Below are 26295 nucleotides of genomic sequence, written 5' to 3'. Positions count from 1 at the left end.
CATTGACGCACATTTTCAAGGATTGAAATGAAAGCCACATTGCTTATGTTATCCGCCTTCTTCCTGCTCTATGGCTGCGCCACGCCGCTCACCTCTGACATGTCCAGTCCGTCAATTGCCGATACCAAAACGGTGGTATTCGGCGGCAAGACGTTCGTCCTGAAATTCCAAAAACCGGGCTTGTGGGAGTATTTCCCTGCTGAGGAAAGCATGGATGCCTGGAATGAGATGGTGGACTTTACCGTCGTGCCTCGCGAGATGAACCGCTTCAAACCCCTCGACCTCGCCAAACGTGCCATCCAGCTTCATCAACAAGAAAACCCGAATATGCCGGCAGTCCTGCTGACCGACAATAGAACCGGGATAGATTACGCGATGATGTTTTATCCCAATTCACTGCGTAAAGACGGGCAATTCTCGGAGATCAGCTATTTCAAGTATTACAAGGATGGCACCTCCGGCCAGACCATCATCTTTCACTTCGCCCGGAATATTCCAAAACCGAGCAACCCCTCTGACAGCGCAGCAGAAATAGGCCAGGAGATACCACCGTTAATGGAAGTATTCCCGCTTTACCGGCCGTAATGCCGCTCACCGCAGACGAAAGAAGGTCGTCAGGCTCTTCACGTAGTTGTTGAAGGTCGTCACGCTGATGGTCGTGGTCGTGCTGCCGACGTTGCGTGAACAGACCTTGGCCCTGGGCCAGAATGTCACGCCCACGAATCAGCGCCTCCCGCTTGCAACGGGTTTGCAGGGAGCGACGAATTTCTCTTTGGGGGAACAGCGGGCGAATGATATCCGGCACCACGATTCGGAAGTAATAGACCGAGTGGCGGGACAACAAAAGGTAGGACGGGATGGTCGACACAGATGTATCACTCTTTGTACCACCACGTGGAAAAGAGTGAAAAACCGTTAAGAATCAATCGGTTGAGCGTTATGGAGGCAACCCCACCAGCCACACCCCGGCACACAATGTTCCCGCTGTGGCTGCTGCCTTCCGGCTCTGACCAGGTTCACGGGTAATCGTTGCGGGGGGACCGATGGGGTCACCATAACGACGCTGGCCTCTCGGCAAGCCGCGCCATTGTACCGATCTGATCGGAAGTTACAACCGTTGGTTCCGGATTAAAAACATTCGATGGTTCAAGCACTTGCCTACCGGCTCCGACCATTCCCCGTAGGAGCGAGCTTGCTCGCGAAAAATTCACAGACACCCGCACCCTTCACGAGCAAGCTCACGCCTACAGAAGAACTGCCTCATCCGCCCGACCACCCTCCTCCTGGATCACCAGGTGGATGAAGTGCAGCTTGGCAATCACCGCCGGCGGCAGCACGAAGGGATAGAAGTCCGGCTGGCCCATGGCGCGGGACAGTTCGTTGAGCATGCCGGCCAATTCGATCCAGGCGTTGACGAAAGACAGAAACGCCGGGCCGCCGGGATGTTGGGGGTCATAAAGGGTGGCGAGAGGAAACGGCTGGTAGTCCAGATCCATCTCGCGGGCACTCATGCCAAAGCCCAGGGCAGTGTCGACGGCGTCCATCATATGCAGGTAGTGAGCCCAGGTTTCGGCCCAGTCTTCCCAGGGATGCATGGTGGCGTAGGCGCTGACGCAGGTTTGCTGCCAGTCGGGCCGCGGGCCGTTCTGGTAGTGCAGCTCGAGGGCGTCCGCGTAACTGGCGCGTTCGTCGCCGAACAGGTTACGAAAAGGTTGCTGCCAAGCGCTGTTGGCGATCAGGCGATCCCAATAGTAATGGCCGACTTCATGTCGAAAGTGGCCGAGCAAGGTGCGGTACGGTTCGCGCATCTGCACGCGGATTGTTTCGCGATGGGCGTCGTCGGCTTCCTTGATGTCGAGGGTGATCAGACCGTTGGCGTGGCCAGTCATGGGCGCATTGCCTTCCAGGTCTATGCCGACGAAGTCGAAGGCCAGGCCGGCCTCTTCGTCGACGCTCTTGGGCACCACTCGCAGGCCGAGGCTGATCAACTGCGCCACCAACCGGCGCTTGGCGGTTTCGACCTTGCACCAGCGGTCGGCATTTTCCGCGATCGACAGGTCAGGGATGGTGCGGTTGAGGCTGCACGCCACGCAGAGCGACGCGGTGCTGTGGGCGGGAATCAACCAGTTGCAGGCGGCCGGGGTGTCGAGGTTGGCACAACGGCGAAAAGCGCCGGCATCGAGGTTGTCGTCCGCAAGCCACGTGTCGGCGACGGGACCGGGCTGCAGTGAGGACAGGCGCGTTTGCTGCGGTTGATACCCCAGCAGCGCCGAACAGGCCAGGCATTGGCTGTTGCGAAAGAACAGCGACTGACCGCACCGGCACTGCCAGACCTTGCTGTTACGCGAAGTGTCGGCCATGAACGGTGCAGCGATGCGCGAACTGAGTTGTTCGAAGTAGCGGAACATGGCGATCTCTCTAGGGGTGACAGAGACTAGATCATTTCTCGCCTGGGATCGTTCCACTTTGCTGGGGTGATGGGCTGCTATGCAGCCCGACGCGGGGCAAACCCGCTCGCTATCAGACGGTGATGTGGTGCTTGGCGAGGAATGCGACGAAGGCTTCTTCGTCAAGTACCTTCAAGCCCAGCTCCGTGGCCTTGGCCAATTTCGAACCGGCGCCCGGCCCAGCCACCACGCAATGGGTTTTCGCCGAGACGGAACCGGCGACCTTGGCGCCCAGGCTTTCGAGCTTGTCCTTGGCCACGTCGCGACTCATCAGCTCCAGGGACCCGGTGAGCACCCAGGTATGCCCCGCTTCCGGCAGACCTTCGACCACTTTCTTTTCGCTCTGCCAGTGCATGCCGAAGTCGGTGAGCTGCTGCTCGATGGCCCGTGCGTGGTTGGCGTTGTTCGGGTTGTCGAAGAACTCGCGCACCGCCTTGGCCTGCTTCTCGGGCAGCGCTTGGCGCATGTCGAGCCAGTCAGCCTGGATCACGCCTTCGAGGCTGCCGAACCTGTCCGCGAGTTTCTGCGCAGCGCCCGGGCCGACACTGGGCACGTTCAACTTGTCGAGCAAGCCGCCCAAGGTGGTGCTGGCGGCGAACTCGGCGCTCAACTCACCCTGATCCTGCAATTGCAGGCCGCATTCATCCGGCGACAACAGCGCGCTGATGACGTTGCGGTTGTGGCTGTCTTCAAAAAAGCTGTGGATCTCGTGGGCGACTTCCAGGCCTACGTCGGGCAAGTACGTCAGCACTTCCGGCAATGCCTTCTGTACCCGCTCCAGGGACGCCAGGGAGCGCGCCAGCACCTTGGCGGTCTCCTCGCCCACGTCAGGAATGCCCAGGGCATAGATAAAGCGCGCCAGGGTCGGCGTCTTGCTGTTTTCGATGGCGGTGATCAGCTTCTTGCTGGAGACGTCGGCAAAGCCTTCCAGGTCGATGATCTGCTCGTATTTAAGCGTGTAGAGATCAGCCGGCGAGCCGATGAGTTTTTCGTCCACCAGTTGCTCGATGGTCTTGTCGCCCAGGCCGTCGATGTCCATGGCGCGGCGCGAGACGAAATGGATGATCGCCTGCTTGAGCTGCGCGCCGCAGGCCAGGCGCCCGACGCAACGGTACACCGCGCCTTCGCTGACGGTTTCCTTGCCCTTGCTGCGCTTGACCAGTTGCGTGCGCTCCACATGGGAACCGCACACCGGGCAGCTTTCGGGAATCTGCACCGCACGGGCGTTTTCCGGGCGGCGCTCGGTGACCACCGACACCACCTGCGGGATCACGTCGCCGGCGCGGCGGATGATCACGGTATCGCCGATCATCAGGCCCAGCCGCGCCACTTCGTCCATGTTGTGCAGCGTCGCGTTGGATACGGTGACGCCAGCGACCTTGACCGGCTTCAAGCGCGCCACCGGGGTCACGGCGCCGGTACGACCGACCTGGAACTCCACGTCGAGCAGCTCGGTCAGTTCTTCCATGGCCGGGAATTTATGGGCGATGGCCCAGCGCGGTTCGCGGGCGCGGAAACCCAGTTCACGCTGGGAGGCGATGCTGTTGACCTTGAACACCACGCCGTCGATTTCATAAGGCAGGCTGTTACGCCGCTCGCCGATATCGCGGTAATACTCCAGGCACTCCTGGATCCCATGGGCCAGCTTCAACTCGTGACTGATGGGCATGCCCCATTTCTGCAACTGCTGCAGGTTGCCGATATGGGTATCGCTGATATCGGCAGTCACTTGGCCAATGCCATAGCAACAGAATTCCAGCGGGCGGCTGGCGGTGATTTTCGAATCCAGTTGGCGCAGGCTGCCGGCCGCCGCGTTGCGCGGGTTGGCGAAGGTCTTGCCACCCACTTCCAACTGCGTGGCATTGAGCCGCTCGAAACCGGCCTTGGACATGAACACTTCGCCGCGCACTTCCAGGGTTGCGGGCCAGCCGCTGCCGTGCAGTTTCAGCGGGATATTGCGCACGGTGCGCACATTGACGCTGATGTCTTCGCCAGTGGTACCGTCGCCCCGAGTGGCACCACGCACCAGCTCGCCATCCTGGTACAGCAGGCTGACCGCCAGGCCGTCCAGCTTCGGCTCGCAGCTGTATTCCACCGCAGCGCCGCCACCGAACAGATCGCCCGCCGGCAGGTCGAGACCTTCGGTGACCCGTCGATCGAATTCCAGCATCGTGGTTTCATCGAACGCGTTGCCCAGGCTGAGCATCGGGATCTCGTGGCGCACCTGGGTAAAGGCGGACAACGCCGCACTGCCGACCCGCTGCGTCGGTGAATCGCGCGTCACCAGTTCAGGGTGCTCGGCCTCGAGGGCCTTGAGCTCGTTGAAAAGGCGATCGTACTCAGCGTCCGGAATACTCGGCTCATCGAGGACGTGGTAACGGTAGTTGTGCTGATCCAATTCAGCGCGCAGTTCAAGGATGCGGGTTTGGGCGGCGGTCATGGGTGTTCTCTCATAAAGCAAAAGAGCAGCCGAAGCTGCTCAAATGTTGGTGCGCTTATTCTAGTGACAACGCTGGAAACCAATCCTCAGCGTTTCTGTGTCAGGGCACGGCGCTCGAACTCGACGATGCGCTGACGGTAGTGTTCGATGGTCTGGGCGGTAAGGACGCTGCGTTGGTCGTCCTTGAGTTCGCCGTTGAGTTCCTGGGACAGCTTGCGGGCTGCGGCCACCATCACGTCGAATGCTTGTTTCGGGTGACGCGGACCTGGCAGACCCAGGAAGAAGCTCACCGCCGGGGTGCTGAACAGGTCGATATCGTCCAGGTCGAAGGTGCCGGGCTTGACCGCGTTGGCCATGGAAAACAGCACTTCGCCGTTACCGGCCATGCTTTCGTGGCGGTGGAAGATGTCCATCTCACCAAAACGCAGACCGCTTTCCAGAATGTTCTGCAACAGCGCCGGGCCCTTGAAGCCCGAGGCGTCGCGGCAGATCACGCTGATCACCAGCACTTCTTCCGCGGCAGGCTGATCGTTGACGGTCTGGCGTGGCGCGTTCTTGCCAGCGTTTTCGTCCGGGAAATCATCGTCGCGGCTGCTGAAACTCGGGCCTTCATCCACATCGAGGTTGAGGTCGCCCTGATGGGGTTCGGCAACGGCCGCGTTACCGCGCTTGCCACGCTTGGACGACGGCTCCCGCGCTTCACGCTGCGGTGCGCTCATCGACGGCAGGTCGTGCTCGTCCAACTGCGGCTCTTTATGGGTATCCAGCACACGGGGCGGCCCCAGCAGCTCGGCGCTGCCGTCGTCGTCAGGCAAGTTGGACAGGTTGCGGTCCAGACGGAATTTGAGCTTGCCCTTGCCACCGCGCATGCGGCGCCAGCCATCAAAAAGAATCCCGGCAATCACAATAATGCCGATGACGATCAGCCACTCGCGCAGACCGATTTCCATGTAATCCCGTGCCTCTAATAAAAAATGCTGAAAAATAAGGGGTTTAGCACCGTGCAAACCGCTTTAAAACGTGGCGCCAACTCTATGTTCTGACTGGCGTTTTGCCCACGCATACGAAAAATTGACATTAAACTAGCACGACCAAAGATAACTTTACACCGTCTGTCAAAATGCCTTGAACAAATATGTCCATTTGCCAGTTTTGCCAGAGCGGTAAACCGTCTTACATCACGCTGAAATGTTCTCGCCTGGCGCGGTTCAGGATTCCACCATCGCCATCGCCTCTTCCACATCTACCGCCACCAAACGCGAACAGCCTGGCTCGTGCATCGTCACACCCATCAACTGGTCAGCCATCTCCATGGCGATCTTGTTGTGGGTGATATAGATGAACTGCACCGTTTGTGACATCTCCTTGACCAGTCGCGCATAGCGACCAACGTTAGCGTCATCCAGCGGTGCGTCAACTTCATCGAGCATGCAGAACGGCGCCGGGTTCAACTTGAAGATGGCAAATACCAGGGCCAATGCAGTCAGGGCCTTCTCGCCACCGGACAACAAATGGATGGTGCTGTTCTTCTTGCCCGGAGGCCGCGCCATGATCGTTACCCCTGTATCGAGTAGATCTTCGCCCGTCAGTTCCAAGTAAGCGCTGCCACCGCCGAAAACTTTCGGGAATAACGCCTGTAAACCGCCATTAATCTGATCAAAGGTATCTTTGAAACGGTTGCGGGTTTCCTTGTCGATCTTGCGGATCACGTTTTCCAGAGTGTCCAGGGCTTCCACCAGATCGGCGTCCTGGGCATCCAGATAACGTTTACGCTCAGACTGTTGCTGATACTCATCGATGGCCGCGAGGTTGATCGCGCCGAGGCGTTGGATACGGGCGGCAATCCGCTCCAGCTCTTCTTCGGCGTCTTTCTCGTTGGCCTCGCCAGTGAGGGTGTCGAGCACGCCGTGCAGGTCGTAGCCGTCTTCGAGCAATTGGTCCTGCAAGGTCTTGCGGCGTACGGTCAGGGCTTGCCATTCCATGCGCTGTTGTTCGAGCTGGCCGCGGATCAACTGGGACTGCTGCTCGGCCTGGGTCCGGCGTTTTTCCGCGTCGCGCAGTTCGCGGTCAGCGTCTTCCAGGGCGATCTGCGCGGTCTTGAGTTCTTCGTCGACGGTCATGCGCTTGTCGAGCAACTCTTCCAACTTGAGTCGCAACTCTTCCAGGGGCGCTTCGCCCTCCTCCAGGTTGAGGCTCAGTTGCTCGCGTTTCTCGGTGAGGCGTTCGGACTGCATCTCCAGGCGCTCAAGGGCCTGGGCCGTGGACGCGTGCTGGGCGCGCAGGGAGCCGAGGCGCACGGCCAGTTGATGGGCGTGATCCTTGTGCTGGCGGGCTTCCTGGCGCACGCGGTCGAGGCGCTCGCGCAGGCTGTCGCGCTGGGCCAGCAGCAGTTCGCGCTGCTCGGTATCCAGGGCCATGCTGTCGAGGGCTTCCTGCAAGTGCAGACGCGCTTCGCCGATTTCTTCGTGTTCGAGGGCGCGCTGCTCGCCCATCTCGGCGACTTCTTCATCGAGCCGGGTGCGGCGCAGGGTCAGTTGCTCGGCCTTGGCCTTGCTCGCCGAGAGCTGGGCTTTCAATTCACCTTGCTGGCGCGCCTCGTCCTGCAACAGGCGGCGCAGGTGTTCGCGACCGGTCTCTTGCTGGCGCTGGGTGGCGCGCAGGGTTTGCAGTTCGGTTTCCAGGCTCTCCAGGGTGGCTTCGCGTTCTTCGCGCTCGGCGATCAGGTTGACGATTTCCTGGCCCCGGGCCAATACGCCGCTCTGCGCTTCGCTGGCGCGACGCACCCGCAGGAAATGGCGGCCGATCCAATAGCCATCGCGGCTGATCAGGCTTTCACCCGTGCCCAATTGACCGCGTTGGGCCAGGGCCTGCTCCAGGGACTCCACCGGCCTGACCTGGCCGAGCCACGGCGACAGGTCAATCGCTGCCTCGACTTTATCCAGCAAACTGCCCGGCACGCGGGTGCCATCGGCCGCGGGACTGAGCAAGCGCAGATCGCCCTGGCTAAAGCCGGCCAAGTCGAAACCGCCGAAATCATCGACCAGCACCGCTTGCAGGTCGGCGCCCAAAACGGTTTCTACTGCCAGTTCCCAACCCGCCTCGACCTTCAAGCCTTCGGCCAGGCGCGGACGCTCGGCCAGGTGCTGGTCGCGCAGCCATTCGGCGGTGCCGGTGCCGGGGTCCAGCGCGGCTTGCTGCAAGGCTTCGAGGGAGGCCAGGCGGCCATTGAGTCGCTGCAAATCGCCCTGGGCCTGTTGCTGGGCCTGGGTCGCCTGTTGCAGTTGCTGACGCAGTTGCTCCAGGCGCTCGACTTGTTGTTCTTCGCTGGCTTCCAGCTCTTCCAGCGTCATTTCGCTTTCGGCCAGTTGCTCGTTGAGCGCCATGATCGCCGCGTCTTCCGGGTCGGCGGCAAGTAACACGCGCTCTTCCTGCAGACGACGCTGGCGCTCGGCCAGGCGTTCCATGCTGGTTTCCAGTTGCTGGATGCGCGACTGCTGTACTTCAGCCTGGCGACGCGGCTCGGCGGACTTCAGGTTGAAGGCGTCCCACTGCTCCTGCCAGCCATGCATGGTCGCTTCGGCTTCTTCCAGGGCGGCGGCGGCTTCTTCGGCAGCGGCGTCGGTGATTTCCTGCTCGGGGGTGAGCATGTCCAGCTCTTCGCCCAGGGTCAGCAGCAAGGTGCGGTCGTGGCCCAGGTGGGATTCGGTTTCCAGGCGTGCGCGTTCGGCTTCTTTCAAGTCCTCCTGCAACTGGCGCAGACGCTGTTGGCCGTGCTGGATGCTTTGCTCGACACGGGCAATATCGCCGCCCACCGAATAGAAGCGGCCCTGCACCAAGTTAAAGCGTTCGGACAGATCATGATGCCCATCGCGCAGGCGCTCGATGCTGGCATCGGCGTTACGCTGTTCGGCCACCAGGGCTTCAAAGCTGATTTCCTGGGTGCCGATGATCGCTTCGCGCTGGCCGACCTGGTCGTTCAGCGCCTGCCAGCGCAGGGCCGAGAGTTGCGCCTTGAGCTGGCGCTCTTCGCCCTTGTATTCCTGATACTTCTCGGCGGCCTGGGCCTGGCGGTGCAGGCGCTCCAACTGGCGCTCCAGCTCTTCGCGCAGGTCGGTCAGGCGGGCGAGGTTTTCATGGGTACGGCGGATGCGGTTTTCGGTCTCGCGGCGGCGCTCCTTGTACTTGGAGATGCCGGCTGCTTCTTCGATAAAGTTACGCAGGTCTTCGGGCTTGGCTTCGATCAGCTTGGAGATCATGCCCTGTTCGATGATCGAGTAGCTGCGCGGGCCCAGGCCGGTGCCGAGGAAGATATCGGTAATGTCCCGACGGCGACACTTGGTGCCGTTGAGGAAGTAACTGTTCTGGCTGTCGCGCGTGACTTTGCGGCGGATGGAAATTTCCGCGTAGGCCGCATATTCGCCGACCAGGGTGCCGTCGGAGTTGTCGAACACCAGTTCGATGCTGGCTTGGCTCACCGGCTTGCGGCTGGTGGAGCCGTTGAAGATGACGTCGGTCATCGACTCGCCACGCAGGTTTTTTGCCGAGCTCTCGCCCATCACCCAGCGTACGGCGTCGATGATGTTCGACTTGCCGCAGCCATTGGGCCCCACCACCGCCGCCATGTTACTGGGGAAGTTCACCGTGGTCGGGTCGACGAAGGATTTGAACCCCGCCAGTTTGATGCACTTGAGCCGCACGCTTAGACGTCCGTCAACGCAGCGACCACCAGCGAGCAACTGCGCTGGCCGTAGACCGACAGCACCAGGCGAATCTGCGCCAGGTCACGGGCCAGCACCGCGGCGAGCAGTTGCTCGAACAGCGCCAGGTATTCGCCCATGGACGCCTTGCGCTGGTCCAGCGCCAGGTAATAGGCACGGTTCATCGCCGGCTGCAGGTTTTCGACGGTCTCCTGCAAGTACGGGTTGTTGGCGAAGGGGTACGCGGCGCGCATCACATTGAAGCTTTCTTCGACGAAGGCGCGGATATCCTGGCGTTCATAACTGGTGACCAGGCGCTGCTGGATCTGCAGAAACGGGGCCATGTCGGCCTGGACCTGCCAGCCCTGGGCAACCGCATTGCCGAGCAGGATATACAGCTCGCTCATCAGCGTGCACAGGCTCTGCACTTTGTGCGCGGTGAGTTCGGTGACATGGGCGCCACGGCGCGGCAGGATCGCAATCAGATGCCGGCGTTCGAGGATCAACAAGGCTTCGCGCACAGAACCACGGCTGACGTTGAGCGCCAGCGTGACTTTCTGTTCCTGGATCCGCTCCCCAGGCTTGAGATCGCCGCGAATGATACGTTCGGCGAGGTGGTGAGCGATTTGCTCGGCGAGACTGTCCGGCGCCTTGAACGTCATGTTTTCCCTTCAAAATCTTCTATCGGTACAAGCGCGGCAGTGTAGCGCAAATGCCCGGTTGATAGCGCTAGGCCCTCCTCGCTGAATTTGGCATGAAATAAGCAGCACTCAGCCCCCAGAAGCCCCCCAAAAACGCCGGTTCCAGAAGACTGGACCATAATTGAATGTGTTGCGACTGCATTTTCTTGACCTACAGGTCAGAAAACCGTTGACCGAAAAGTCAGACATGACTAGATTCGGCGCAAAGTGGTTAACAACAATAATGAGTCTGCGAGGCCTTCCGTGATCCAGTTTTTACTTAACCAGGAACTCCGTAGCGAACACACCCTGGACCCCAACCTCACCGTACTCAACTACCTGCGCGAGCATGTGGGCAAGTCCGGCACCAAGGAAGGTTGCGCCAGCGGTGACTGCGGCGCGTGCACCGTGGTGGTCGGCGAGTTGCATGCCGATGCGCAAGGCACCGAGCAGATTCGCTATCGCAGCCTCAATGCCTGCCTGACGTTTGTGTCGTCGTTGCACGGCAAGCAACTGATCAGCGTCGAAGACCTCAAGCACCAGGGCCAGTTGCACAGCGTGCAGAAAGCCATGGTGGAGTGCCACGGCTCGCAATGCGGTTTTTGTACCCCCGGCTTTGTGATGTCGTTGTTCGCCCTGCAAAAGAACAGCGACGCCCCCGACAGCCAGAAAGCCCACGAAGCCCTGGCCGGCAACTTGTGCCGCTGCACCGGCTATCGCCCGATCCTCGCCGCTGCCGAACAGGCCTGCTGCAACAAACCCCAGGACCAGTTCGACAGCCGCCAGGCCGAGACGATTGCTCGCTTGAAAGCCATCGCGCCAACCCAGACCGGCGAACTCAACAGCGGCGACAAACGCTGCCTGGTACCGCTGACCGTCGCCGACCTGGCCGACCTCTACGACGCCTATCCGCAAGCCCGTCTGCTGGCCGGTGGCACGGACCTGGCGCTGGAAGTCACCCAGTTCCACCGCACGCTGCCGGTGATGATTTATGTCGGCAACATTGAAGAAATGAAGCGCATCGAATCCTTCGACGACCGCCTGGAAATCGGCGCCGCCGCCCCACTCTCCGATTGTTATGCCGCACTGCATCACGCCTACCCGGACTTCGGCGACCTGCTGCACCGCTTCGCCTCCCTGCAGATCCGCAACCAGGGCACCCTCGGCGGCAATATCGGCAACGCCTCGCCGATCGGCGACTCGCCGCCGCTGCTGATCGCCCTCGGCGCCCGGATCGTACTGTGCAAAGGCAACGTCCGCCGGACGTTGGCGCTGGAAGACTACTTCATCGACTACCGCGTCACCGCGCGCCAGGACAGCGAGTTCATCGAAAAAGTCATCGTGCCCAAGGGCCATGCGCTGTTCCGTGCGTACAAGGTTTCCAAGCGCCTGGACGACGATATTTCCGCCGTGTGCGCGGCCTTCAACCTGACGATCGACAACGGTGTGGTCCGCGAAGCGCGCGTCGCCTTCGGTGGCATGGCTGCCACGCCCAAACGCGCTAAACGTTGCGAAGCCGCGTTGGTCGGCGCCCCCTGGAACGCCGCCACCGTGGAGCAAGCCTGCGCCGCACTGGCCGAGGACTTCACCCCGCTGTCGGACTTTCGCGCCAGCAAGGAATACCGCCTGCTCAGCGCACAGAACCTGCTGCGCAAATACTTCATCGAGCTGCAAACGCCGCACATCGAGACTCGGGTGACCGCTTATGTCTAACCATCACGCCGTCGTTAAAACCCAGGCCGAACTGGCCGAGCTGTTCGCCCAGGACCTGACCTCCGGCGTCGGCCGCAGCGTCAAGCATGACAGCGCCACCAAGCACGTATCCGGCGAGGCGCAGTACATCGATGATCGCCTGGAATTCCCCAACCAGTTGCACCTGTATGCGCGCCTGTCCGACCGCGCCCACGCCCGAATCCTGAGCATCGACACCGCGCCCTGCCATGCCTTCGACGGCGTGCGCATCGTCATCACCCACCAGGACGTGCCAGGCCTGAAAGACATCGGCCCGTTGCTGCCGGGCGATCCGCTGCTGGCCATCGACACCGTGCAGTTCGTCGGCCAGGTGGTGCTGGCCGTGGCCGCCCGCGACCTGGACACCGCACGCAAGGCCGCGATGGCCGCCGTCATCGAATACGAAGACCTGGAACCGGTGCTGGATGTGGTCGAGGCCTATCGCAAAAAGCACTTCGTGCTGGACAGCCACACCCACCAGCGCGGTGATTCGGCAGGCGCGTTGGCAACGGCGAAGAATCGCATTCAGGGCACCCTGCATATCGGCGGCCAGGAACACTTCTACCTGGAAACCCAGATTTCTTCAGTAATGCCCACCGAAGACGGCGGCATGATCGTCTACTGCTCCACGCAGAACCCCACCGAAGTACAGAAACTGGTGGCCGAAGTGCTGGACGTGTCGATGAACAAGATCGTCGTCGACATGCGTCGCATGGGCGGCGGTTTTGGCGGCAAGGAAACCCAGGCCGCCAGCCCGGCGTGCCTGTGTGCGGTGGTCGCGCACCTCACCGGCCAGCCGACCAAGATGCGCCTGCCGCGGGTCGAAGACATGCTGATGACCGGCAAGCGCCATCCCTTCTATATCGAATACGACGTGGGCTTCGACGACCGTGGACGCCTGCACGGTATCAATCTGGAACTGGCCGGCAACTGCGGCTGCTCGCCGGACCTGTCCAACTCGATTGTCGACCGCGCGATGTTCCATGCCGACAACGCGTACTACCTGGGCGATGTCACGGTCAACGGCCATCGCTGCAAGACCAACACCGCGTCCAATACCGCCTATCGCGGCTTCGGCGGCCCCCAAGGCATGGTCGCCATCGAAGAAGTGATGGACGCCATCGCCCGCCATCTAGCCCTCGACCCATTGGCGGTGCGCAAGACCAACTACTACGGCAAGACCGAGCGCAACGTCACCCACTACTACCAGACCGTCGAGCACAACCTGCTCGAAGAGATGACCGCCGAGCTGGAGGCCAGCAGCCAATACGCCGAGCGCCGCGAAGCGATCCGCCGGTACAACGCCCACAGCCCGATCCTGAAAAAAGGCCTGGCGCTGACCCCGGTGAAATTCGGTATTTCCTTCACCGCGAGCTTTCTCAACCAGGCCGGCGCGCTGATCCACATCTACACCGACGGCAGCATCCACCTGAACCATGGCGGCACCGAAATGGGCCAGGGCCTGAACACCAAGGTCGCGCAAGTGGTGGCCGAAGTGTTCCAGGTTGAGATCGACCGCGTACAGATCACCGCCACCAACACCGACAAGGTACCCAACACCTCGCCAACCGCGGCCTCCAGCGGCGCCGACCTGAACGGCAAGGCCGCGCAGAACGCCGCCGAAACCATCAAGCAGCGCCTGGTGGAATTTGCCGCGCGCAAGTACGAAGTGAGCGAAGCGGACGTGGCCTTCCATAACGGCCATGTGCGTGTGGGCGAGCAGATCCTGGCCTTCGAGACGTTGATCCAACAGGCGTATTTCGCCCAGGTCTCGTTGTCGAGCACCGGTTTCTACAAGACCCCGAAAATCTTCTACGACCGCAGCCAGGCGCGCGGCCGGCCGTTCTACTACTTCGCCTTCGGCGCGGCCTGTTGCGAAGTGATCGTCGACATCCTGACCGGCGAATACAAAATGCTGCGCACCGACATCCTCCATGACGTGGGCGCCTCGCTGAACCCGGCCATCGACATCGGCCAGGTGGAAGGCGGCTTCATCCAGGGCATGGGCTGGCTGACCATGGAAGAGCTGGTGTGGAACGACAAGGGTAAATTGATGACCAACGGCCCGGCCAGCTACAAGATCCCGGCCGTCGCCGACATGCCGTTGGATTTGCGCGTGAAGCTGGTGGAAAACCGCAAGAACCCGGAAGACACGGTGTTCCATTCCAAGGCCGTGGGCGAGCCACCGTTCATGCTCGGCATCGCCTCGTGGTGCGCGATCAAGGATGCCGTGGCGAGCCTGGGCGACTATCGCCATCAGCCGAAGATCGACGCACCGGCGACACCGGAGCGGGTGTTGTGGGGGTGTGAGCAGATGCGCCGGTTGCAGGCAGTGAAGAGCGTCGATGCGCAAACCGAGTTGGCTTCGCTTTAGGATTGAGGCGTTGTCATCGGGAGCAAGCCCCCTCCCACATTTTGATCGGTGAATACCTTCCAATGTGGGAGGGGCTTGCTCCCGATGACGGCCGAACAGACAACAGTAATGTTGAGGTAACCATGACCAACTGGATCAGCGCCCTCGCCAACCTGCAAGACCAGGGCGAACCCTGCGTACTGGTGACCATCATCGAGGAGCTCGGCTCCACGCCGCGCAATGCCGGTTCGAAGATGGTGATCAGCGCCACGCAGACCTTCGACACCATCGGCGGCGGGCATCTGGAATACAAGGCGATGCAGATCGCCCGCGACATGCTCGACCGTGGCCAGCAGAACACCCATCTGGAGCGTTTCAGCCTGGGCGCTAGCCTGGGCCAGTGCTGCGGTGGCGTGACGGTGCTGCTGTTCGAGCCCATGGTGCAGGTGCAGGCACAGATCGCTGTGTTTGGCGCCGGCCACGTCGGCCGCGCACTGGTACCTTTGCTGGCGAGTCTGCCGTGCCGGGTGCGCTGGATCGACTCCCGCGAGCAGGAGTTTCCGGAATATATCCCCCAGGGCGTGCGTAAAATCGTCAGCGAAGAGCCGGTCGACGAAATTGCCGACCTGCCGGTGGGCAGTTACTGCATCGTCATGACCCACAATCACGCGCTGGACCTGGAACTGACCGCCGCCCTGCTCAAACGCAATGACTTCGCCTACTTCGGCCTGATCGGCTCGAAGACCAAACGGATCAAGTTCGAACACCGACTGCGCGAACGCGGTTTCGACCCCGCGCAGTTGCAGCGCATGCGCTGCCCCATGGGCCTGCCCGAAGTGAAGGGCAAATTGCCGGTGGAAATCGCCATCTCCATCGCCGGCGAAATCATCGCCACCTACAACGCCCGTTTCGGCCAGCACAGCGCGAGCGCCGAACCCATTGCCAAATTGCTGCCGGCTTCGCGTCGCAGCCAAGCTATCTGAATTGAGATCACCATGCCTTTGACCCGCAAAGCCTACCGCGCCGCCATCCTGCACAGCCTCGCCGACCCTGCTGAAGTGGGTATCGAGGCGTCCTATGAATATTTCGAAGACGGTCTGCTGGTGATCGAGAACGGTCGGATCAGTGCGCTCGGCCACGCCAGCGACCTGCTGCCGCGCCTGCCTGCGGATATCGACATCACCCATTACCAGGATGCGCTGATCACCCCTGGACTGATCGACACCCACATCCACCTGCCGCAAACCGGCATGGTCGGTGCCTACGGCGAACAGCTGCTGGACTGGCTCAACACCTACACCTTCCCTTGCGAAAGCCAATTCGCCGACAAGGCCCACGCCGAGGAAGTCGCGGATGTCTTCATCAAGGAACTGCTGCGCAACGGCACCACCACCGCGCTGGTGTTCGGCAGCGTGCATCCGCAGTCGGTCAATGCATTCTTCGAGGCCGCCGAAAAGCTCGACCTGCGCATGATCGCCGGCAAGGTGATGATGGATCGCAACGCACCGGATTATCTGACCGACACCGCCGAATCCAGCTACCAGCAAAGCAAGGCGCTGATCGAACGCTGGCACGGCAAGGGCCGCCTGCACTATGCGGTCACGCCCCGTTTTGCCCCGACCAGTACGCCGGAACAACTGGCCCTGGCCGGGCAGCTGCTGGGCGAATATCCAGACCTGTACATGCAGACCCACATCAGCGAGAACAAGCAGGAAATCGAGTGGGTCAAGGCGCTATTCCCGGAGCGCGATGGCTACCTGGATGTGTACGACCACTACAAGCTGCTGGGCGAGCGCTCGGTGTTTGCCCACGGTGTGCACCTGTGCGATGAAGAGTGCGCGCGGCTGGCGGAGACCGGCTCGGCGGTGGCGTTCTGCCCGACCTCGAACCTGTTCCTTGGCAGCGGCCTGTTCAACCTGCCGATGGCCGAGAAACACAAACTCAATGTGGGCCTGGGGACCGACGTCGGCGGCGGTACCAGTTTCTCGCTGCTGCAAACCCTGAACGAAGCCTACAAGGTCATGCAGTTGCAGGGCGCGCGGTTGAGCCCGTTCAAATCCCTGTACCTGGCAACCCTCGGTGGTGCGCGGGCGCTGCGGTTGGAGGACAGGATCGGCACCTTGCAGCCGGGAACCGATGCGGATTTCATCGTACTGGACTATAACGCCACGCCACTGCTCAGCTATCGCTTGAAGCAGGCGAACAACATTGCCGAAACGTTGTTCGTGCTGATGACACTGGGGGATGACCGCACGGTGTTGCAGACGTATGCGGCGGGCAACCGGGTGCACCAACGCTGATCCCAACGGCAAGCCCAAACCACTGTGGGAGGGGGCTTGCTCCCGATGACGGAGTGTCAGTCACTGGATTGATTGACTGATACACCGCCATCGGGAGCGAGCCCCCTCCCACAGGTTTGATCGGGTTTACAACTTTACAGACGAGCGCCCCGGCTTCTTGGTCTGCAACAAATGCGAGAACACCGCATGCAAATCATCCGAGGCGCTTTCCTCGTCGAGGTTGAGCTTGCTGTCGATGTGATCCATGTGGTGCATCATCAGGTCTACCGCCAACGCTGCATCCCGCGCTTCGATCGCGTCGATCAACTGGGTGTGTTCATCGTAGGAACAGTGCGAGCGGTTGCCGCTTTCGTACTGGGCGATGATCAATGAGGTCTGGGACACCAGGCTGCGCTGGAAGCTGATCAGCGGCGCGTTCTTCGCCGCTTCGGCCAGCTTGAGGTGGAATTCGCCGGAGAGGCGGATACCGGCGCCGCGATCACCACGGGAGAAACTGTCGCGTTCGTCGTTGACCATCTGGCGCAACTCGGCCAGTTGCTCGGCAGTGGCGTGCTGCACCGCCAGTTCCGTGATCGCCCGCTCTACCAGGCGCCGGGCCAGGAACACCTGGCGCGCTTCTTCCACGCTGGGGCTGGCCACCACCGCGCCGCGATTGGGCCGCAGCAGCACCACGCCTTCATGGGCCAGGCGCGACAGTGCGCGGCGAATGATGGTGCGGCTGACGCCGAAGATTTCGCCCAGTGCCTCTTCACTCAATTTGGTCCCGGGTGCCAGGCGTTGTTCGAGGATCGCCTCGAAGATATGTGCATAGACAATATCGTCCTGGGTTCCGCTGCGAGCGGTCTTGCCGGCTCGCGGTTGTTTCTTGAGAGGTTGCAACTGTTCGTTCATGGGCACTCGGGTTTGGAGAACGGCGGCGATTTAACGGTAATACGGCAACAGCGGGGTGCTGGCAAGTATCACCTGAAAACAGGGCACATTGTACACAACCCCATGCGTCCACACACTGTACGGCTGTTTGCGACCCCGGCTGTATTGCAATGACTCGTTACGTTTGAGTTTAGGCTTGATTCCACGCTTTCCCATGAACGACATCCCGCTGTAGGAGCGAGTTTGCTCGCGAAAAACGTCAACGATAACGCGAGCATTCTGGATAAACGCGGCGTTCTCAGGTTTTTCGCAAGCAAGCCCGCTCCTACAGGTACGGGAGTCAGGTAGAAGGAACACCTCGCCATGACCGACGCCACCCAAGCGCCCCTGCGCCCGCTGGCCGACACTTCTGCGTCGGCCGTCGTCGCCGGCTTTATCGCCATGATGACCGGCTATACCAGTTCCCTGGTGCTGATGTTCCAGGCCGGGCAAGCCGCCGGCCTGACCACCGCGCAGATTTCTTCGTGGATCTGGGCGATCTCCATCGGCATGGCGGTCTGCAGCATCGGCCTGTCGCTGCGCTATCGCACGCCGATCACCATTGCCTGGTCGACACCGGGTGCGGCGCTGTTGATCACCAGCCTGGGCGGCGTGAGTTATGGCGAGGCCATCGGCGCCTATATCACCTGCGCGGTACTGGTGACGATCTGCGGGCTGACCGGCAGCTTCGAAAAGCTGGTCAAGCGTATTCCGGCGTCGCTGGCGGCGGCGTTGCTGGCGGGCATTCTGTTCAAGATCGGCAGCGAGATTTTCGTCGCCGCGCAACACCGTACCGGCCTGGTGCTGGGGATGTTTTTCACCTACCTGATCGTCAAGCGCCTGTCGCCGCGGTATGCGGTACTCGCCGCGCTGGTGATCGGCACCCTGCTGTCGGGGCTGATGGGGCTGCTGGATTTCAGCGGCTTTCACCTGGAAGTCGCGACACCGGTGTGGACCACACCGCATTTCTCGCTGGCGGCGACCATCAGCATCGGCATCCCATTGTTCGTGGTGGCGATGACCTCGCAGAACATGCCCGGCGTCGCGGTGTTGCGGGCTGACGGCTATAACGTACCGGCCTCGCCGCTGATCACCGCCACGGGCCTTGCCTCTCTGGTACTGGCGCCCTTCGGTTCCCACGGCATCAACCTGGCGGCGATCAGCGCAGCAATCTGCACTGGCCCCCATGCCCATGAGGACCGCAACAAGCGCTACACCGCAGCGGTGTGGTGCGGGGTGTTCTATGGGATTGCCGGCGTGTTCGGCGCCACTTTGGCAGCATTGTTCGCAGCACTGCCCAAGGAACTGGTGCTGTCGATTGCGGCGTTGGCGTTGTTTGGCTCGATCATCAATGGCCTGAGCATCGCCATGAATGAGCCGAAGGAACGGGAAGCGGCGCTGATCACCTTTATGGTCACCGCGTCAGGCTTGACGTTGTTTTCCATCGGGTCGGCGTTCTGGGGGATTGTGGCGGGGGTGTTGACGCTGCTGATTCTGAACGGGCGCAAAGCCTGAGGATTTAACGCCCCATAACGAAACAGCGACCCGGGCGGGTCGCTGTTTCATGACATCAGGCGCCCGGGTTGATCGGCGTCTCTGGATGCCAAGCGTCCAACAACGCGCTGACTTCAACGCGAGTCAGCTCTGGGCGGGCCTTGAGCCACGCTTCAACGGTTGCACGCTGCTCTTCGGTGACCGAACCACGAGTGGCTTTGCACACCAGACCGAAGTCTTCGCCGCCCACGTAGTCCAGGCCGTTGCCGTCCATCGCTTCGGTCAGGAATGCTTCGAGGAACGCGTCAACCGCTTCATCGTCCAAACCTTCTTTGAAGTCCAGGTTCAGTTCGAAACCCAGCTCTTGAAATTCATCAACGCACAGTTTTTTGCGCAGACGCCGGGAACGGTTAGTCGCCATTGGAACAATCCTCATAAGTAATAACGGGCGGCACTTTAGCAGTTTAAGGCGGCAATTGCCCGCTCTCTGGGACAGGCGTCACTTTGCCGGTAAAAAAAACGCGGATTAGCAGCTATCGTTCAGCCACAACGGGTTGCACCTTGGGGCATAATGCCGACACTTTCATGACCATTGAGGGATTTTTCTTATTTACCCCTCGTCTTTTTCACCCTTCTCAGCAGTAGGGTTTTATTTCCTATGATCACATCTTTGCGCTCAGTATTACTTGCAGGCCTTCTCCTGCCACTGGCCTTCTCTACCGTCGCCGCGCCGATCAACAACAGCCTGCCGGCGAATGTCCAGCAGGCGCTGGCCAAGGCCAAGCTGCAAAACACCGCGCTGTCCCTGGTGATGATTCCACTCAATGGCCCAGGCACCCCCACGGTATTCAACGCCGATGTGTCGGTGAACCCGGCCTCCACCATGAAACTGATCACGACCTATGCGGCCCTGGAAATGCTCGGTCCCAACCATCAGTGGAAAACCGAGTTCTATACCGACGGCACCCTCAACGGCGGCGTGTTGCACGGCAACCTGTACCTCAAGGGCGGCGGCGACCCCAAGCTGAACATGGAAAAGCTCTGGCTGCTGATGCGCGACCTGCGCGCCAATGGCGTGCAACAAGTCACCGGTGACCTGGTGTTGGACCGCAGCTTCTTCAACCAGCCACAGTTGCCGGAATTCAATGATGACGGCAACGACGAGAACAAGCCGTTCCTGGTCAAGCCCGATGCGCTGATGGTCAACCTCAAGGCCTTGCGCTTTGTGACCCGTAACGATTCGGGCCGAGTGCTCGTATCGGTCGAACCGCCCATTGCCAATATCCGCATCGACAACCAGGTCAAGGTCTCCAATGCCAAGCAATGCACCGGCGATGTGCGTTACAACCCGGTAACGGCCGCCGACGGCAGCATGACCGTCACCGTCAGCGGTCAGTTGGCGGACGGCTGCAGTTCGCAGACGTACCTGTCGCTGCTGGACCACGCCACCTACACCGCCGGCGCCGTGCGCGCGATCTGGCAGGAGCTGGGTGGCACCATCCAGGGCCGGGACATCCAGGCGCCAGTGCCCAAGGACGCCAAGGTGCTGGCCCGCGCGTTTTCGCCGGACCTGGCGGAAATCATCCGCGACATCAACAAATACAGTAACAACACCATGGCCCAGCAATTGTTCCTGAGCCTGGGCGCACAGTTTCGCAACGATGCCGATGGCGACGATGCCAAGGCCGCCCAGCGCGTAGTGCGCCAGTGGCTGGCGAAGAAAGGCATCACCGCGCCGCACCTGGTCATGGAGAACGGTTCCGGCCTGTCCCGTGCCGAACGGGTCAGCGCCCGCGAAATGGCCGCCATGCTGCAAGCCGCCTGGAAAAGCCCATATGCGGCGGAATACATCAGTTCGCTGCCGATCGCCGGTACCGACGGCACCATGCGCAAACGCCTGAAGACCACGGCCATGCGCGGGGAAGCCCACGTCAAGACCGGCACCTTGAACACCGTGCGCGCCATCGCGGGGTTCAGCCGCGACAACAATGGCAACACCTGGGCTGTGGTGGCGATCCTCAACGATCCGAAGCCATGGGGTGCTTCGTCGGTGCTGGATCAGGTGCTGCTGGATCTGTATCGCCAACCGAAGTTGGCAGCGGCGGCACCGGTTCTGTAACTATCCACTAATGGGGACCGCTTTGCGGTCCCGCCGGATCGAGCGCCCTCGCCACCACCTCCACCCGATCCCTGCCCGCCTGCTTGGCGACGTACACCGCCGAGTCGGCGCGCAGCAACAGCGCATCGATGCCTTCATCCGCCTGCCAACTGGCCACGCCAAAGCTGGCGGTGACGATACCCACCGACGCCATCGGCGCACTGCGCAGTGATTGCCACAATTCCAGCGCCAGGCCATAGGCCTGCTCGCCGTCGGTGTTGGGGCACAGCACCATGAACTCCTCGCCCCCAAGACGACAGAACACATCGCTGCGGCGCAGGCGCTGACTGATGCGCTTGCACAATTCCTGCAGCACCCCGTCACCGACCGCATGCCCGTGCTGATCGTTGATCCGCTTGAAGTGATCGATATCCAGCATGATGACCGACAGTGCCCCCGACGTGCGGTTAAGCCTCACCATCTCCGCCTTGAGGCGATCCTGGAAATAGCGACGGTTGTGAATGCCGGTCAGGGAGTCGGTAATGGACAACGCCCGCAATTCCTCTTCCACCCGCTTGAGATCGGAAATATCGGACACGTAGCCATGCCACAGCGTACCGCCTCCCGGCAACTCCTCGGGAGTGGCCTCGCCGCGAATCCAGCGCAAGCCCCGTTGCGGCAACAGCACGCGGTACTCTTCGCGCCAATGGCTCAACTGCAACGCCGACAAGCGAATTGACGTGCGCACACGCTCCGCATCCTGCGGATGGATGCGCTCGAAAACCTTGTTCGCATCCTGCTGCAACGCGCTGACCTCGATTTCGTAGATATCGCGCATGCCATCGCTGGCATAGATGAAACGCCAATTGTCCCTGGGCTCCAGGGTGAACTGGAAGATCCCGCCTGGCACATGGGCGCTGAGCTTCTTGAGCAGGCGGTCACGAGCAGCCAGCGCCTCGTAGACCCGTTTCTGCTCGGTAATATCCAAGTAGATGGCCAGGTGGCCGATCCATAAACCATGGTCGTCCAGCAACACCGTGCCCAGCATGTTCACGCTCAGATGGCTGCCATCCTGGCGGATCAAGGTCCATTCGCGGGCTTCGTGCGGGTTGTCCGGACTTTCCACCAACATCGCCTGACTCGCCGGGATGCGCTTGCCCAGGGCCACACTCAGGCTGGCGGAACGTGCCTCCAGCTCCGAGGATGAGTGCAGCGTCGCCAGGGTCAACTGGCCAATCACCTGCTCGGCCTTGAACCCCAGCATCTGCTCGGCACCAGCGTTGAAGGTATTGATGATACCGCGCAGGTCGGTGGCAATGATCGCGACCTGGGTGGCGGCATTCAGCACGCTGCGCAATTGGCCGTGGGCATCGCGCAATTCCTGCTCGCGCAGGCGTAACTGCGCGGTCCGCTGGTCTACCAGTCTCAGTGCGCGTTGACGCTGGCTCACCAGCACGTAGAGCAAGGCGCTGAGCAGCAGGCTGAGCAAGCCGCCCATGGACAGGATCGTGGGCAGCGAGGAATGGTTGGACTGTTCGAACACCTGGCTCGGATGCAGGCTCAGGGCGTACACATGGTCGCCCAGGCTCAGGCGGCGCACGCTGACGAGGTCGCTGTCGGCCACGACATTATTGGATTCGAAGAGCACACGCTGCTGCAGATCGGAGGTGTCGACGATCTGCATCACCAGATTATCCAGGTCCGGCTTGGGCAAACCATCGGCCACCAGCTGGCGCATGCTGATCACCGCCATCACGTAACCGTAGGGCTCATTCGAGGATGACTCGGCGCTGGACAGGTGCGCTACCGGCGCGACCAGCAATACTCCGGTGGCGTAGGCCGGCTCGACCCCCACCAGTTGCATCGGCTGGGACACCGCCAGCTTGCCGCTCCTATGCGCGCGCTCGAGGGTCGAGCGCCGCAGCGGCTGGGCCAGCAGATCAAAGCCCAGCGGCACGCCCAGCAGGCTTTGGGTCTGGCTGTAAAGCACGGGGACGTATTCATCACGCTCAGCCGCAGGGACCAATTCCCCGGCCGCATTCAACTCACGGATAACATAGGGCCGGCCGATCTGACGGGACATCTCCTGTTCAAACCGCCCGCGTTGCTCGCGAAATACCCGAGGCGCCCACGAGTAGGCGCGAGCGCGCAACAACAAAGGTTGGGCGAAACCGTCGAATTCTTCACGGGACACATCGTCAGAATTGACGAAGAAGCGCCGCAGACCGTTCAGGCGCTGCTCCTGATCCTCGAAGCGCTCTTGCAGTCGGGCAAAACGTTCGTTGACCAGCAACTGAAAGCGCTGGCGCACCTGCTGCTCATAGAGGTCCGAAGCCGCCCAGGCGACGATTGTCGTCAGTGCGCAACCTGCCAATAGCACCACTAATGCCACCAGCCAAGCCGACGCCTGTTCACTGATAAAACCTAGGATTTTCGGGCGAACGGCTTGTAACGGCATAGGCAACACTCACAACGCCAGCGTGCGGGGGGTGTCACTTTGGCTAGGCCTTACTTATAACTATCGGCCCAGGGTTTGACCAGCGTAAAAAAGTTGTAGGAGCGAGCGCGCTCCTACAAGGCAAGCGGCAATCAGCGCGCGGTGATTTTCCAGGCGCGGTGGATCTTGGCATTACGCGCAAAATCCGGGTCGAGGGTCTTGTCGCTGATCTCCTCGACCGCATAGCGTTCGCTGAGGTTGTCCTCGAGCACGAACTTGCGGAAGTTGTTCGAGAAGTACAGCACGCCGCCCGGTGCCAGGCGCGCCATGGCCAGGTCGAGCAACTGCACGTGGTCGCGCTGCACGTCGAAGATACCTTCCATGCGCTTGGAGTTGGAGAAGGTCGGCGGGTCGATGAAGATCAGGTCGAACTCATCACGACTGGCTTCCAGCCACGCCATCACATCACCTTGCTCCAGGCGGTTCTTGTCAGAGAAACCATTGAGGGAGAAGTTGCGGCGCGCCCAGTCCAGGTAGGTCTTGGACAGGTCGACACTGGTGGTGCTGCGCGCGCCGCCCTTGGCTGCGTGCACACTGGCGGTGGCGGTGTAGCAATACAGATTGAGGAAACGCTTGCCGGCCGCCTCTTTCTGAATACGCATGCGCATCGGCCGGTGGTCGAGGAACAGGCCGGTGTCGAGGTAGTCGGTAAGGTTGACCAGCAGCTTCACGCCGCCTTCGCTGACCTCGGTGAACTTGCCCTGGGCGCTCTGGCGCTCGTACTGCTTGGTGCCGCTCTGACGCTCGCGACGCTTGACCACCACGCGGCTCTTGTCGATGTTCAGCGCCTGGGGAATGGCTGCCAGCGCATCGAACATGCGTGCCGAGGCTTTTTCCGGATCGATGGATTTGGGTGCGGCGTATTCCTGGACGTGGACCCAGTCGTGATACAGGTCGATGGCCATGGAGTATTCCGGCATGTCGGCGTCATACACACGGTAGCAATCCACGCCTTCACGCTTGGCCCACTTGCCCAGCTGCTTGAGGTTCTTCTGCAAGCGATTGGCGAACATCTGCCCGCCTTCGCTCAGTCGCGCCTGTTCGACCACGGGAGCCGGCGCCGGCTTGATCGGGTTACCGTTCTTGTTGTACTGGCGTTCTTGCGGTTCGGCCGGGGCCTGATCGTAAGCGGCTTGCTCGCGCTCGGCCTGGCGCTGTTCGGGGGTGCGGCGCTCGCCGGTGACGAACTGATCCGGGTTGACCTTGATCAGCAGCAATTTGCACGGCAAGGCGCCGTTCCAGAACGAATACTGCTTGTGGCTGCGGATGCCCATGCGCTTGCCCAGGTCCGGCGCGCCGGTGAACACCGCTGCCTCCCAACCCATGCAGGCCTGGCGCAGACGCTCGCCAAGGTTCTGGTAGAGGTACAACAGGCTGGCTTCGTCACCCAGGCGCTCGCCATAGGGTGGGTTGCAGATCACCAGGCCTTTCTGGTTCTGGTCCGGGCGCGGCTCGAATGTGCCGACTTCGCCCTGGTACACCTTGATCCAATGGCTGAGGCCGGCACGTTCGATGTTGTTGCGGGCGGGCTGGATCAGGCGCGGATCGGCTTCGTAGCCGCGAATCCACAACGGTGGCTTGTTCATGCCGATGGCCGCGCGTTCGCTGGCCTCGGTGTGAAGTTTCTTCCACAACGCCGGGACGTGACCGAGCCAGGTGGTGAAGCCCCAGAGTTCGCGATTCAGGTTCGGTGCCATGTCGGCGGCGATCATCGCGCCTTCCACCAGGAAGGTGCCCACGCCGCACATCGGGTCGGTCAGCGCGCCGCCTTCAGCAGCGATACGCGGCCAGCCGGCACGAATCAGGATCGCTGCCGCAAGGTTTTCTTTCAACGGTGCGGCGCCCTGCTGCAGGCGGTAACCGCGCTGGTGCAAGCTGTGGCCGGACAGGTCGAGGGACAGGATGGCTTCGCCACGGTCCAGGCGCAGGTGAATACGCAGGTCCGGGTTGATCTTGTCGATGGATGGACGCTCGCCGGTCGGGGTGCGCAACTTGTCGACAATCGCATCCTTGACCTTCAGCGCACCGAAGTGGGTGTTGTCGATGCCCGAGCCGTGGCCGCTGAACTCCACCGCCAGGCTGCCGTCCGGGACCATGTGATCGGCCCAGTCGATATCCAGCACACCGTGGTAGAGGTCTTGGGCGTCCTTCATCGGAAAGCGCTTGAGTACCAGCAACACACGGTTGGCCAGGCGCGACCAGAGGCACAGGCGATAGGCGCTTTCCATGTCGGCCATGCCGCGCACGGCCGAGGTGTGCTCGCGGGCTTCCTCAAGGCCAAGCCCGACGGCTTCCTCGATCAGCAGGCCTTCAAGGCCTTTGGGGCAGGTGAGGAAGAGTTCAAAACGGTCCGACATGGGGCATTCCAGGCTTTTCAGCAATAAATGAACGGGCGACGCATCGCCGGCTCGGTTTTCAATCAAGCACTTTTCTTGAAGAGTGCTCGCGTGGCACGAATGTGCCGTCCCACTCCGTCTGGCGGGCCTTCAGGCCTTGATTGACGGGGCAGAGAGATAATTTTCGCAACAAAAAGAAATATTCAGACCCTTCGTCGAATAATAACCGACCGCAACGGGCGGGCTTTCTCACCCAAGGATCAAGTCCATTCTCTTCGTAAGGCACATCATAGCTGGCTTTACCCCATAAAAG

The 26295-nt window shown here is 61.3% G+C and carries 17 protein-coding genes, 1 other RNA gene and 1 pseudogene; 7 read left to right on the top strand and 12 right to left on the bottom strand.

All coding sequences use genetic code 11. The features are described 5' to 3' along the window. The first annotated feature begins 27 nt into the window (after positions 1 to 27). Positions 28 to 585 carry a hypothetical protein gene (locus BLR63_RS00605; protein ID WP_010563850.1) on the top strand — a complete coding sequence of 186 codons (558 nt, stop codon included), beginning with the start codon at positions 28 to 30 and terminating at the stop codon, positions 583 to 585. Positions 586 to 591: 6 nt separating this feature from the next. Here the strand turns inward: BLR63_RS00605 and BLR63_RS32085 are convergent, their stop codons facing one another. The 8 genes and pseudogenes from BLR63_RS32085 to BLR63_RS00570 all read right to left on the bottom strand — a co-directional run bounded on the left by BLR63_RS32085 (position 592) and on the right by BLR63_RS00570 (position 10246). Next, positions 592 to 720 carry a hypothetical protein gene (locus BLR63_RS32085; RefSeq protein WP_256858833.1) on the bottom strand — a complete coding sequence of 43 codons (129 nt, stop codon included), beginning with the start codon at positions 718 to 720 and terminating at the stop codon, positions 592 to 594. 10 nt (positions 721 to 730) lie between these two features. Beyond that, a pseudogene (locus BLR63_RS32165) lies at positions 731 to 805 on the bottom strand (hypothetical protein); the annotation flags it as partial. Between the two features lie 144 nt (positions 806 to 949). Next, positions 950 to 1046, bottom strand: an RNA gene (ffs, locus tag BLR63_RS00595) — signal recognition particle sRNA small type. 198 nt (positions 1047 to 1244) lie between these two features. Further along, the gene (locus BLR63_RS00590) at positions 1245 to 2408 is read right to left on the bottom strand and encodes a zinc-binding metallopeptidase family protein (RefSeq protein WP_010563849.1); all 1164 of its coding nucleotides are present in this window, start codon (positions 2406 to 2408) and stop codon (positions 1245 to 1247) included. A gap of 112 nt (positions 2409 to 2520) precedes the next feature. Beyond that, entirely contained in the window at positions 2521 to 4887 is a 2367-nt protein-coding gene (gene ligA, locus BLR63_RS00585) for an NAD-dependent DNA ligase LigA (protein ID WP_010563848.1), read from the bottom strand. A gap of 86 nt (positions 4888 to 4973) precedes the next feature. Continuing rightward, positions 4974 to 5837 (bottom strand): cell division protein ZipA, encoded by an 864-nt coding sequence (gene zipA / locus BLR63_RS00580; RefSeq protein WP_010563847.1) that lies wholly within the window; start codon positions 5835 to 5837, stop codon positions 4974 to 4976. 258 nt (positions 5838 to 6095) lie between these two features. Beyond that, the gene (smc, locus tag BLR63_RS00575) at positions 6096 to 9584 is read right to left on the bottom strand and encodes a chromosome segregation protein SMC (protein WP_010563846.1); all 3489 of its coding nucleotides are present in this window, start codon (positions 9582 to 9584) and stop codon (positions 6096 to 6098) included. Positions 9585 to 9586: 2 nt separating this feature from the next. Continuing rightward, on the bottom strand, positions 9587 to 10246 hold the full coding sequence (locus tag BLR63_RS00570; protein ID WP_010563845.1) for a GntR family transcriptional regulator: 660 nt from the start codon (positions 10244 to 10246) through the stop codon (positions 9587 to 9589). A gap of 282 nt (positions 10247 to 10528) precedes the next feature. On the opposite strand from BLR63_RS00570, the gene xdhA reads away from it, so the two are divergent. The 4 genes from xdhA (at position 10529) to guaD (ending at position 16648) form a co-directional block, all read left to right on the top strand. Continuing rightward, the gene (gene xdhA / locus BLR63_RS00565) at positions 10529 to 11977 is read left to right on the top strand and encodes a xanthine dehydrogenase small subunit (RefSeq protein ID WP_010563844.1); all 1449 of its coding nucleotides are present in this window, start codon (positions 10529 to 10531) and stop codon (positions 11975 to 11977) included. Next, positions 11970 to 14369 carry a xanthine dehydrogenase molybdopterin binding subunit gene (gene xdhB, locus BLR63_RS00560; protein ID WP_010563843.1) on the top strand — a complete coding sequence of 800 codons (2400 nt, stop codon included), beginning with the start codon at positions 11970 to 11972 and terminating at the stop codon, positions 14367 to 14369. Before xdhA ends, xdhB begins: the two co-directional genes overlap by 8 nt. A gap of 122 nt (positions 14370 to 14491) precedes the next feature. Further along, entirely contained in the window at positions 14492 to 15331 is an 840-nt protein-coding gene (gene xdhC, locus BLR63_RS00555) for a xanthine dehydrogenase accessory protein XdhC (RefSeq protein ID WP_010563842.1), read from the top strand. A gap of 12 nt (positions 15332 to 15343) precedes the next feature. Continuing rightward, a complete protein-coding gene (gene guaD / locus BLR63_RS00550) occupies positions 15344 to 16648 on the top strand; it encodes a guanine deaminase (protein WP_010563841.1) in 1305 nt (434 codons plus the stop codon). Positions 16649 to 16774: 126 nt separating this feature from the next. Here the strand turns inward: guaD and BLR63_RS00545 are convergent, their stop codons facing one another. Then, complete coding sequence (locus BLR63_RS00545) at positions 16775 to 17539, bottom strand: GntR family transcriptional regulator (RefSeq protein ID WP_010563840.1); 765 nt, start codon at positions 17537 to 17539, stop codon at positions 16775 to 16777. A 342-nt stretch (positions 17540 to 17881) separates the two neighbouring features. Here BLR63_RS00545 and BLR63_RS00540 point away from each other — a divergent pair, with 342 nt between their 5' ends. After that, a complete protein-coding gene (locus BLR63_RS00540) occupies positions 17882 to 19072 on the top strand; it encodes a benzoate/H(+) symporter BenE family transporter (protein ID WP_010563839.1) in 1191 nt (396 codons plus the stop codon). Between the two features lie 55 nt (positions 19073 to 19127). Here the strand turns inward: BLR63_RS00540 and BLR63_RS00535 are convergent, their stop codons facing one another. Then, positions 19128 to 19472, bottom strand: coding sequence for a YggL family protein (locus BLR63_RS00535; protein ID WP_010563838.1), 345 nt, complete (start codon positions 19470 to 19472; stop codon positions 19128 to 19130). Positions 19473 to 19709: 237 nt separating this feature from the next. On the opposite strand from BLR63_RS00535, the gene dacB reads away from it, so the two are divergent. Beyond that, positions 19710 to 21170 carry a D-alanyl-D-alanine carboxypeptidase/D-alanyl-D-alanine endopeptidase gene (dacB, locus tag BLR63_RS00530; protein ID WP_010563837.1) on the top strand — a complete coding sequence of 487 codons (1461 nt, stop codon included), beginning with the start codon at positions 19710 to 19712 and terminating at the stop codon, positions 21168 to 21170. A gap of 7 nt (positions 21171 to 21177) precedes the next feature. On the opposite strand, the gene BLR63_RS00525 is transcribed toward dacB, so the two are convergent. After that, positions 21178 to 23607, bottom strand: coding sequence for a sensor domain-containing diguanylate cyclase (locus BLR63_RS00525; RefSeq protein WP_010563836.1), 2430 nt, complete (start codon positions 23605 to 23607; stop codon positions 21178 to 21180). Positions 23608 to 23738: 131 nt separating this feature from the next. Then, a complete protein-coding gene (gene rlmKL, locus BLR63_RS00520; protein WP_010563835.1) occupies positions 23739 to 26003 on the bottom strand; it encodes a bifunctional 23S rRNA (guanine(2069)-N(7))-methyltransferase RlmK/23S rRNA (guanine(2445)-N(2))-methyltransferase RlmL in 2265 nt (754 codons plus the stop codon). Positions 26004 to 26295 lie beyond the last annotated feature (292 nt).

The organism is Pseudomonas extremaustralis, from assembly GCF_900102035.1.
Taxonomy (GTDB): Bacteria; Pseudomonadota; Gammaproteobacteria; order Pseudomonadales; family Pseudomonadaceae; genus Aquipseudomonas; species Aquipseudomonas extremaustralis.
This window is presented reverse-complemented; position numbering and strand designations above follow the sequence as displayed.